This is a genomic window from Marinobacter segnicrescens (assembly GCF_900111555.1).
Classification (GTDB): Bacteria; Pseudomonadota; Gammaproteobacteria; order Pseudomonadales; family Oleiphilaceae; genus Marinobacter; species Marinobacter segnicrescens.
The window spans coordinates 1-10,847 of record NZ_FOHZ01000048.1 but is presented as its reverse complement, the minus strand read 5'-3'; the positions used below and the strand labels follow the sequence as shown (position 1 = coordinate 10,847).

The following is a 10,847-nucleotide window of genomic DNA, read 5'->3' as shown; positions in this document are numbered from 1 at the left end:
TCCTCGTCATCGTCGCTATAGCGGTATTCAAACTCCTCAAATTGCACACCCCAGGTTGTGAGCGGCTGTTTACGAGCCGTGGTGTCGGAAATCATTTCCTGAGCTGTCACCGCCGTTGAGAAACCAACTGAGGCAAGAAAACTGACGGCGACAAGTGATCGAATACAACTCATGCCTCACCTCCATCTTCAGCAATCACGTCTGTTTTGGCCTGCGTTGAATCTGGCCCACCTTCAATAATTACCTTACGGAACATACCAGCGGCCGCGTGATAGGACAGATGGCAGTGGAATGCCCACTGGCCCGGTTCATCGACCTCCGTTTCCATGTACACCGTGGTACCCGGGTTCACGTTGATTGTATGTTTGATCGGGTTCCACTGGCCGGCGCCAACGTCCAGAATCGACCACATGCCGTGCAGGTGCATGGGGTGTGTCATCATGGTTTCATTCACAAACTTGAAACGGACCCGCTCACCGTATTTGAGACGAATCGGATCGGCGTCTTCATACTTGACGCCATTAATGCTCCAGGTGTAACGCTCCATATTACCGGTCAGGCGAAGCTCTATTTCCCGGGTCGGTTCCCGGTCTTCGTACAGCGGATCCTGAGCCTTCAAGTCAGCGTAAGACAGAAACTTACCTCCATTCGCCGCTTTGGGCATGAGGCCACTGCCCTTGGCATAGAAAGGATCGCTTTTATCTTCTTTTCCCATCGTCATGGAACCATGGTCCATACCGGACATACCCGAATGATCCATAGCTTCCATATTGGAATGATCCATGCCGCCCATGTTGGACTGGTCCGTCCCCTCCATAGAAGAGTGATCCATCCCGGACATATCTTCTGAGCTGTCCATATCCATGTTCCCATGATCCATGCCCGCCATGCTGCCATGGTCCATACCAGGCATACCGCCCATATCAGCCATGGTCAGTCGGGCAGCTTCACGCAGTTGCGGCACTGCCGCTTCCATGCCCTCTTCGGGGGCCAGTGTTGCCCTGGCGTATCCGGAACGTCCCATGGATTCGGCGAAGATGGTGTACGCCTGCTCATCTTTCGGGTGGACGATCACATCATAGGTTTCCGCCACACCGATCCGGAACTCGTCCACGTTAACGGGCTGAACGTTGTTGCCATCGGCCTGTACAACCGTCATGTCCAGACCGGGAATCCGTATGTCGAAGTAGGTCATGGCCGAGGAGTTGATGAACCGCAGCCGGATGCGTTCTCCGGGCTCAAAAAGGCCAGTCCAGTTCTGCTCGGGACCTTTGCCGTTGATCAGGCCCGTAAAGCCCTGCAAGTCCTCAACGTCCGCTTTCATCATCCGCATGTCACCCCAGGCCATGCGGTCCCGAATGGTGTTCATCAGACCGTTTTTGGACGCGTCCGAAAAAAACTCCCCCACGGTTTGCTGCTCACGGTTGTAGTAATCCGGCATCATTTTCAGGTTGCGCATGATGCGGTCACCGGAATGGGGGTGCTTGTCAGTCAGCTGCACCACGTATTCACGATCGTAGCGGAATGGCTCACGGCCCTCGGGCTCGATGACAATGGCACCATAGGCGCCGTCCGGCTCCTGAAAACCAGAGTGGCTATGAAACCAGTAGGTGCCTGCTTGCTGGATAGGGAATTCATAGGTGAACGTTTCACCCGGCTTGATGCCAGGGAAACTGATACCTGGCACACCGTCCTGATTGAAAGGCAGGATCAGACCGTGCCAGTGAATGGACGTCATCTCATCCAGATTGTTGGTCACGTTGATCCGGACGTTCTCGCCTTCCTTGAAACGCATTACCGGTCCCGGAGATGCGCCGTTGTATCCAATGCCTTCCTTCACAAAATCGCCGGTATCAATTTTTACCCGGTCGACCGTAAGGTCGTATTCGCCGGCCAGAACCATGGCTGGCATCAGCAGGCTCAAAAGCCCTGTCAAAAAGTGCGGTTTCATCTGTGTTGCTCCGAACTACACGTCATTGAAGCCGGGCCGAGAAACGTGTCTCAGCCCCGCGCTCGCGGACCTCAGTTAAGCGAGTTACTCGAAATTGACCTCACCGTACATCCCGGCCTGATAGTGGCCCGGCACGTTGCAGGCAAATTCGATATTGCCTTTATCAGAGAACTTCCATACCACTTCTTTACTTTGGCCCGGTTCCAGCAACACGCTGTTCGGGTCGTCATGCTTCATGGAATGGCCATTCCCCATATCCATATTCATCATGTCGTGGTTCAGCTTGCCGCCCTGGATGACGCCATGCTCAACCATCATCATCATTTCCTCTTGATGAGCTTCGTGCATGTCGGGAGTGCCAACACTGAACTCATGGACGAGGTTTCCCTTGTTCTCCACCACGAAGCGAACGGTTTCACCCGGCTTTACACTGATTTCTTCGGGTTCGTAGTAGTTGTCGTACATCTCGACAGTTATGGTTCGGCTGGCCTCCGACGCTTTGCCAGGTTCACCGCTTGTAGCGCCGTGCCCGTGGCCACCATCATGGGCGCCAGCCGCAAACGCTGTTGCCGACATTGAAAGCGCCATACCCGCTACGAATAGTTTTGATGCATTCATCTTTTTATCCTCTGTAAAATAAAACTCGCGAAAACACTGCTGGATTGAGCCCCAATCTTGAGCAATGTCCAGAATCGGTTGTTACCTTCTCTCACTAACCTGAATTCTTTCTGAAAAACTCGAACTATTTTCCGTTCAGGCTGAATTCAGGTTAATCAGTCACACTTTCGACCGCGGACCATACAGAGAAGGAAAAACTCATGCGTTTACTGCTCGTCGAAGATGACCGCTTGCTTGCTGAGGGTCTGGTCAGGCAGTTGGGAAAAGCAGGTTTCAGCGTTGATACAACTCCCAGTGCCCGAGAAGCCGTCGTTCTGGGTGAGCAAGAGGATTACCGTGCTGTTGTTCTGGACCTGGGTCTACCTGATGGCAACGGGCTGGACGTATTGAGAAAGTGGCGAACGAATCACGTCAGCTGTCCGGTCTTGATTCTGACCGCGAGAGGCGATTGGCAGGATAAGGTTAACGGCTTGAAAGCCGGGGCAGACGATTACCTGGCAAAACCTTTTCAGACAGAAGAGCTAATCGCACGCCTCAACGCACTCGTGCGTCGAAGTGAAGGAAGGGTCCATACTCAGGTTAAAGCCGGCCGCTTTGAACTGGACGAAAACCGCCAAAGCCTCAAGATGGACGACGGCGTGGAACATACACTTACCGGCACCGAATTCCGGCTGCTACGTTGTTTGATGAGCCGCCCTGGCCACGTCTTTTCCAAAGAACAACTAATGGAACAGCTTTACAACTTGAATGATAGCCCGAGTGAAAACGTCATTGAGGCGTATATTCGGAGGTTAAGGAAGCTAGTGGGCAGCGAAACCATCTCAACACGACGCGGCCAGGGGTACATTTTTAATGCGATTCCTTAAAAAGCCTGCGTCCGTAAAAGGAACCTTGCTTGCGCTGTTACTGCCCGCCGGAATTGGTCTAATGGGGGTAGCGTGGTTGGTCCATGGTTTGCTACTCGACCGAATGTCCCGGGAGTTCGTTGAAAGCCGACTGAAAGATGAAGTCGCTTTCCTTGAACACCAGATTCGCGACGCGAATGGTGAAGTTGACACTCTCCAGACGGGCGATTATTTCCAGGATGTTTTTCATCATGCCTTTGCCATACATACACCCGAACAGACCATCATTTCACCCGATACTTGGGAGCCCTTGTTAACGCCTCTGATTGAAAACGAAGAAGACGGAACCGTTCGCGTAGAAGATGCCGAAACCACTGATACTCCCTTAGACATCCTCGCCTACCGAAAGTCTTTTCAGGTCGGTGAAACACCCATCGTCGTAATCGTTTCTGAAGATCTGGGTGCGCTGAAACGCAGCCAAGCTGCACTTCATGCCTGGACCGCCGTAGTATCAGTTCTGTTGATTATGCTCTTGGTCGCCGTGCTCTGGTTCGGTATCACGATGTCCATGCGACCGGTTGTCACACTCAAAGCCGCATTAAAAAGACTCCAGGACGGAGAGATCTCCCGAATCAACGTTCAGTCGCCAGAGGAGTTCCACCCGCTGGTTCTTCAACTAAATCAGTTGCTGGACTCCTTAGATCAGCGACTGGAGCGCTCCAGGGACGCTCTCGCAAACCTGTCTCATAGCGTCAAAACCCCCATCGCAGCCGTCCGGCAGATACTGGAAGACGACACACGTCCTATCGACACCAATCTAAGGCGCCAGATGGCGGAGCGATTAAGCGATATCGACAGGCAATTAGAAGCTGAAATGCGTCGAAGCCGTTTTGCAGGGCCCCAGATTGGAAAAAGCGCCTACCCCATAAAACAGGCACGAGATCTTTTGTGGATGCTCGGTCGTTTATATCCGGAAAAGTCGTTTGAACTATCGAGTTCTCTGCCTGAAGACAGCCGATGGCCAATAGAAGAACATGACCTTAATGAAGTATTGGGCAACTTACTCGACAATGCTGGCAAATGGTCTTCGAGATGCGTAGAGCTCTCTGTCGAACAAGGCAGCGGCTTTAAGCGAATAGTTGTTGCTGATGATGGCCCAGGGGTTAATCACAAGGATTTAGCCAGTTTGGGCCAAAGGGGTCTGCGGCTAGATGAGCAAACACCTGGGCACGGTCTCGGTCTTGCTATCGTTCGAGATATAGTGACTCGCTATGAAGGTAAAATCAGCTTTTCGACTAAGTCCTGTAGCGGTTTACGCGTTTCTATCGAATTATTAAGATAAAATCGAATGTTCGGAGCCTGTAAACCAAATTGTGTAACTGCCCACGACTGAGTAATCTTTTCAAAAGGATACCATCGTGGGTACACAAGTGGACCAAGAAAAACTCAAAGCCCTGGCCGCAGAGCTGGCCAAAGACATCAAGTCCGAGAAAGACCTCGGAGCCCTCACTCAGCAACTCGTAAAGCTCACCGTTGAAACCGCGCTCAATGCCGAACTGGATGAGCATCTCGGTTACGAGAAGCATGCCCCGGCTGGTCGAGGTACCGGTAACAGCCGTAACGGCTACTCTGCCAAACGCCTCAAGGGCCAGCATGGTGAAGTGCCGATCGAGTCACCCCGTGACCGGGACGGCTCTTTCGAGCCTCAGTTCGTCCGTAAAGGCCAGTCCCGCCTGACTCAGATGGACGACCAGATCCTGGCTCTTTATGCCAAGGGCCTGAGCACCCGGGATATCGTAGACGCCTTCAAGGAGAGTACGACGCGGACATCTCGGCAACGCTCGTTTCCAAGGTGACTGAGCGCGTGATCGATCAGGTTCACGAGTGGCAGAACCGCCCTGTTGATCCGATCTACCCCATCGTTTATCTGGACTGTATCGTCCTGAAAATTCGTCAGGACAAGTGGGTGATCAATAAGTCCCTATACCTGGCTCTGGGCATCAACATGGAAGGCCAGAAGGAGCTGCGGGGCCTCTGGCTGGCCGAGACCGAAGGCGCGAAGTTCTGGCTATCGGTACTCACCGAACTGAAGAACCGGGGTCTGGAGGACATCTTGATCGCCTGTGTGGACGGTCTCAAGGGCTTCCCGGATGCCATTGCTGCTGAGTACCCTCAGACCAAGGTGCCGCTGTGCATCGTGCACATGGTTCGCAACTCGTTGCGCTACGTGTCCTGGAAAGACTACAAGGCCGTTACGGCAGACCTGAAGCAAATCTACAAATCGGCCACCGAGCAGGAAGCTCGAACGGCGCTGGACGACTTTGCAGAGCGCTGGGACGGCCAGTATCCGCAAATCGCCAGGTCCTGGTACAACCACTGGGACAACCTGATAACGCTGTTCGACTACCCTCCAGCCATCCGGAAGGTGATCTACACCACCAATGCCATTGAGTCACTGAATAGCGTTATCCGCAAAGCAACCAAGCGCCGGAAGCTGTTCCCCAGTGATGATGCCGCACTGAAAGTGGCCTTCCTGGCGATCCAGCAGGCCTCAAAGAAATGGACCATGCCGATCCGGGATTGGAAGCCCGCACTGAATCGCTTTATTATCGAATTCGGTGACCGCCTGGACGGTCACCTGTAATGGGGTGGGCAGTTACACAGATTTATTTACAGGCTCAATGTTCGCTTTTGTTTAATTGCGTCCCCTGCTAACAAGGCTTGTTGCTTGCCTCCAATCTTTCCGTTCCAGTGAGACTATTTCGACCTCCGGGTCGGACGCCGAATTTAGCACTTTGTGTGGAAACCGGAATGAGCGCCCTATTCTCGAATCTACTTTAAGTTTGTTTAGCACTTTGTGTGGATTTTGGAGGGTAAGTCACTGATATACGGTGGCGGAAGTTTAGTGCTTTGTGTGGTCGTCCACCGTTGGACGACCACAGAAAGTGCTAAAGAATAGCCACAGAAAGTGCTAAATTTTCACAGGAAGTACTAAATTCGTCGCCCACCTTTCTATCTCTATGATTCTGAATGTTTTTCGGTTTTTTCTCGAATAGCGCCTTTCGGGGCGATCAGTGCCTTGGATTCTGGCGGTTAGTTTCGATTGTGGAATAGCGTCAGCTCTGACCGAACTCCGCAATTTTAGATAATGCCCTGGGTTCGAAAGGTATTGGCCGATGCCGGTAAAAAACATCCCCTATACCTCTCGAGAAGTATCATGCGAATCGGAGCACGGATTTTTGTTATGGCAGCCTCGGAACCGCTCTGTGAATTGAGAGAAAACGTGGAACGGTGTTATCGATAATCCGGTTGAGACGATCCGCTCCTGATTATTGAAAACCGTAGTACTCGTCAGCTCTGGAAGAAATGGACGTTACAAGGCGCAACCAATGGTCCGTTTGGGATGATTGGGTCTGCCTGGGTGCCCTGAGCATAATAGTTCTCTACTAAACTCCAGAAATCCGTTAAAATCACATTATTACGGATTTTATTTTCACCCTCTCCTCGCATCCGAGCGGCTTACCAGGAGCTCCCCGATGGGCAAAACCGGCCAGGCACGCGTGCTCACGCCCGAACAGTTCGCTCACCTCTTGCACGTGATCAAAGGGCATCGTTACCCGGAAAAGAACACGGCGCTGGTTCAGATCAGCTTCAAGCTCGGACTGCGAGTTCAGGAAATTGCCCTTCTCCAGATCAAAGACGTCGCCGAACTCGGCCCTGAAAGTTCTGGTCAGTGCTCTTTCAAACTTAAGGAAATCCTTGCGTTGCCAGCGGCTTACACTAAAGGTGCCGATGCGTTGAAGCGATCCAAATCCACGTACCAGCGGCGTCGAATCAGTTTTAGTGTTCACGATTTCCACCAGCTTGTTCAGCGAATTGAAACCATGGCCAAGGCTGGCGCCGAGATCAAACCGGAGGATTTTTATCCTGAGGTCAAAAAACATCGTGGTAAATCGCGCGATCTTCCAATGAATGACGTTGCGCTGAGAACGGCTATAGAAAATCACCTTGCGATCCGCCTGGCAGCGCATCCCTCAGTGAAAAAGACGGATCCTCTATTCCTGACTCAAAAAGGAGGCCCCTATTCTCCCAATACTCTCCAGGAACACTTTGCTCTCATGCATAGGCATTGGGCAGGTATTGAGCGAGCCAGCTCCCACAGTGGCCGGAGGACTTTAATGACGAATATCATTCATGAACAAAAGAAGTCAGTTAAGGTCGCGCAAAAAATCGCTGGCCATGTGTCACCGTCAACAACGCTCATTTACGAAGAACCTCCCGAGGAGTCACTGAAGGAAGCGTTGCAGGATGCCGGGTACAAATATATTGGTTAGTCCAGCAAACGAATAAACTTTGGAGCGAAGTCATTATCACAGTTCAAACTCCCCAGAAATGCCACTGGTTTGCTTACCTGATTTCAGCCCACTTGTCATGAGTCTTGTTGATAGCGCCGGCCCCATAGCTGCACTGCCCCACCAAACGTAGTTTTCATTTCAATTGGAGATGGTTTGGTGACTGAAGCGTGAAGTTCAGTGTGGTCGCAAAGCGAACGTTTCACTGGAATCTTGTCTCTGAGCGAAGCCTCAAAAACAACCCTCGGTTAATAACGCTTATGGCAATGTTATAGTCGTACTACCAACATCCCGGTTTGCTTCACCAAATAAATTTGCAGGCGTTGCGCCATCCTCCGGGTTGATTTGAAAGATGGTATGAAGGATGCCGTTATGCTCTAAGTACATTTCAAATGCCGGAAAAGCATCTACTTTACCACTGACCTCATACGTATATGCTCCCGTCGAGGCATCACGAGTTTCTTTCAGTGAAATTTCGGCATCAATATCCGGTGAAACTGCTGACATTATAAGAGGGTTTGCTGTATTAACCTTAAACTTAAAAGCTCTCTCGATATCATTTGAGCTTTCCAGAGTGCCAGTAAATCCTTCGCTAAATGACGCTCTTGCGCTCTCAACAAACTCTCCTGTGTCGCACTTGTACTCCTTGGTAACACCACTCTCCCCTCCAAAATCATAGTATGAACGATCTTCTGTGGACAGTTTAAGCCAGGCCGTTAATCGTGCGGATGCATCCCTATCTGCGCTAAAATAACGATCATCCGTAGAAAAACAATTTATAAGAAAATTGTCAGTCGAAATAACTTTCTCACTGACACTCGGGATCTCTTTCCCAACACTAGATGGAATGAATGTTTTAAACCAGACGTTTATATCATCGGCCTGTGCATTAGATGTCAATATAAATAAATAAAATAAACTAGAAGCTAGATTTTTCATTTTAAACCTATTTATTCTCTTCTCAAAGCTAGTTTATCCTCATAATCCATTGGCATGTGATGTGTGGCGGCTGGTTCTGTGGCTGAAATGTGTCAATTTCAATTTTTTGAATATTCCCTACGATTCCATCGAAATAGGGAACGGAAGAGGAAATTAATGCAGGGAGCGGCGGTAGATTCCTCTTTCCGTTTGCTATAAATCTTGTAGAAGTAGCACCAGCGGTAACAGAATCATTTACGACCCAATTTGTATCGCCTTCAGGACGAGCGCCGCCATCGTCATACTTAAGTAAGTACGTTTGGATTCTACCGGTTAAATTAAGTGTATTAATATTTCCGGACTGCTTTAATCTCAGGTCGTCTGAAATGTTTTCGGCAGTTATGGTTATTTGCCCTCCTTGCTGCTTTCCCCCAAGCCCCTCTTGCGGCTTAGCACCCCTTGCATAAGCCCCTTCCATATTAGGCACATTCTTGCCCTTCAGACTCTCATGGACCCAATTTTCGTCTGGAAGCGTGTACGCACCATCTAACCGAATGAAACCTTTTGGTATTTCTGCACCAAAATAACAAAACGCAGCACCTTGTGGAACTCCAGCGAACGGAGCAATACTCTCTAAAACTCTGGGCATTAACTCTTTTAATCGAGACAGGGTGAAGCTACTTGGAATGGGCTTGTCATCTCTTTCAAGACCTTCAATTGTTCCTTTTGCGACATAAGCGCTCATAGTAATTTGGGCCAAACTGTTCTGCCACCCACTATTTATATAACTGATTTCAATTTCATGAGGCTCAAGAGTCTTTGTTTTTTCGTTTTCTTTTAGCGTCAATTTATGTTCATTTTTTAGTTCGGAAATATCTTTTTCCGTTAGTTTAACGCTAGGGGTGTTGGGTTTGAACTCCACTTCTCGAGCACTTTCAGACCTATTAGTGTCTGCTTTAGACGTCTCTTCTGACTTTTCCCAGCCCTTTTCCGTAGCTATTGCCTGCAAATAATCCTCAACTTTCTTTAGAAGATCTGGAGTTTCTCGAAGCTCAGAGAAAGATTTAGTATCAGGCTTTATAACTAAGTTCATTAAATCGGCACTAGAAATAGCAACCTGCCTGATAAGGTCAGCATCGTTGGCACGGATATTCTGTGTCATTTGTGTGTTAAGCGCAGACAGGAAATTAGCAATATCACTCTGAAATATTGGCTCTTCAGACTTTAACTGTGCAGATTGGAGTGCATTTTCAACTCTTACTTCTAAGTCATTTGAAATCGTAACAGATGATGACGCGAATGAGTCTACAATATTGTTGTATGAGTATTCCGCTTGAAACTGGACATCATTATCGCTCAGAGCGTTGATGAACGGTTCGTACATCGCTTCTGGCACTTTTATAATGTGATCAATTATAGCTTCAGCATCTGAAAGCGGAAATATCCTTGACGTCTGCCCATACTGCGTCGGTAAAACATCATCCTGGAAAGTTAGCCTTAAAGCCTTTATTGGCCATGGTCGCACCTTTATATCGTTAATCGAAACGTTCGGTTTCTTGGCCTTTAGTGCATGATCTTGATTAATAACTGCTGCTTCAGCATCCTGCATAATACTTTTGGTCGATAGCGCAATTCTAAAACGTAAATAATAATCACCACTGTCGTCCTGCTTGTTGTCCCATATTAAAGGGTGACCCATCTCTTTTTCTTTGAACTCAGGGTTTTCTTGGAGGGCAAAAATTGGACGATGATAATAAACGGCCACGTTGTCAGTAGCTTGAGAACTGGCCTCCCGGTGAATGCGTAGCTTCTTGACTCCAGGGATTTCCAGTTCAGCCTGATGCGCCCTAGTTGGCTCAGCCGAATTTCTTGCTTGTTGAAATCTTGTTTCATCTTCTGCGTGTGCCACAAACGACCCACTCAAAAAAATGGTATTTATGAGGACAGTCGGAACGTAATTGATGATGCGAGACGTAACGGTTTTCCTTTTTGACATGAGCTGTCACTCCCTGTGCTTGACCTATATAACCTGTCACACCTCAATTCAATGAATGCTGCGCCGTTTCTATTGCATATTCCGGCCCATCGTGACCGCCCATTCCGTTTGAACGTGACCGCCTGTTCCGGGTGATCGTGACCGCTCATTCCGTTTTATCGTGACCG

At 49.5% G+C, this 10,847-nt stretch carries 7 protein-coding genes and 2 pseudogenes; 4 read left to right on the top strand and 5 right to left on the bottom strand.

What is annotated here, in order from left to right; all coding sequences use genetic code 11:
- The 3 genes and pseudogenes from BM036_RS20485 to BM036_RS19085 all read right to left on the bottom strand — a co-directional run.
- A pseudogene (locus BM036_RS20485) lies at positions 1 to 173 on the bottom strand (copper resistance protein B); the annotation flags it as partial.
- On the bottom strand, positions 170 to 1,951 hold the full coding sequence (locus tag BM036_RS19090) for a copper resistance system multicopper oxidase (RefSeq protein WP_091855229.1): 1,782 nt from the start codon (positions 1,949 to 1,951) through the stop codon (positions 170 to 172). The gene BM036_RS19090 and the pseudogene BM036_RS20485, both read right to left, overlap by 4 nt.
- Before the next feature lie 84 nt (positions 1,952 to 2,035).
- Positions 2,036 to 2,569, bottom strand: a complete 534-nt coding sequence (locus tag BM036_RS19085) for a cupredoxin domain-containing protein (RefSeq protein WP_091855228.1) — start codon at positions 2,567 to 2,569, stop codon at positions 2,036 to 2,038.
- A gap of 200 nt (positions 2,570 to 2,769) precedes the next feature.
- On the opposite strand from BM036_RS19085, the gene BM036_RS19080 reads away from it, so the two are divergent.
- From BM036_RS19080 to BM036_RS19065, 4 genes and pseudogenes are all read left to right on the top strand, one after another.
- On the top strand, positions 2,770 to 3,435 hold the full coding sequence (locus BM036_RS19080) for a response regulator transcription factor (protein WP_091855227.1): 666 nt from the start codon (positions 2,770 to 2,772) through the stop codon (positions 3,433 to 3,435).
- Positions 3,422 to 4,756, top strand: a complete 1,335-nt coding sequence (locus BM036_RS19075) for an ATP-binding protein (RefSeq protein WP_091855226.1) — start codon at positions 3,422 to 3,424, stop codon at positions 4,754 to 4,756. The genes BM036_RS19080 and BM036_RS19075 overlap by 14 nt, the downstream gene beginning before the upstream one ends.
- A gap of 88 nt (positions 4,757 to 4,844) precedes the next feature.
- Positions 4,845 to 6,058, top strand: a pseudogene (locus BM036_RS19070) (IS256 family transposase).
- 892 nt (positions 6,059 to 6,950) lie between these two features.
- A complete protein-coding gene (locus BM036_RS19065) occupies positions 6,951 to 7,748 on the top strand; it encodes a tyrosine-type recombinase/integrase (RefSeq protein ID WP_091855225.1) in 798 nt (265 codons plus the stop codon).
- Between the two features lie 276 nt (positions 7,749 to 8,024).
- On the opposite strand, the gene BM036_RS20000 is transcribed toward BM036_RS19065, so the two are convergent.
- Complete coding sequence (locus BM036_RS20000; protein ID WP_143066668.1) at positions 8,025 to 8,705, bottom strand: hypothetical protein; 681 nt, start codon at positions 8,703 to 8,705, stop codon at positions 8,025 to 8,027.
- A gap of 28 nt (positions 8,706 to 8,733) precedes the next feature.
- Positions 8,734 to 10,680 (bottom strand): hypothetical protein, encoded by a 1,947-nt coding sequence (locus tag BM036_RS19060; protein ID WP_091855224.1) that lies wholly within the window; start codon positions 10,678 to 10,680, stop codon positions 8,734 to 8,736.
- Between the last annotated feature and the right edge of the window lie 167 nt (positions 10,681 to 10,847).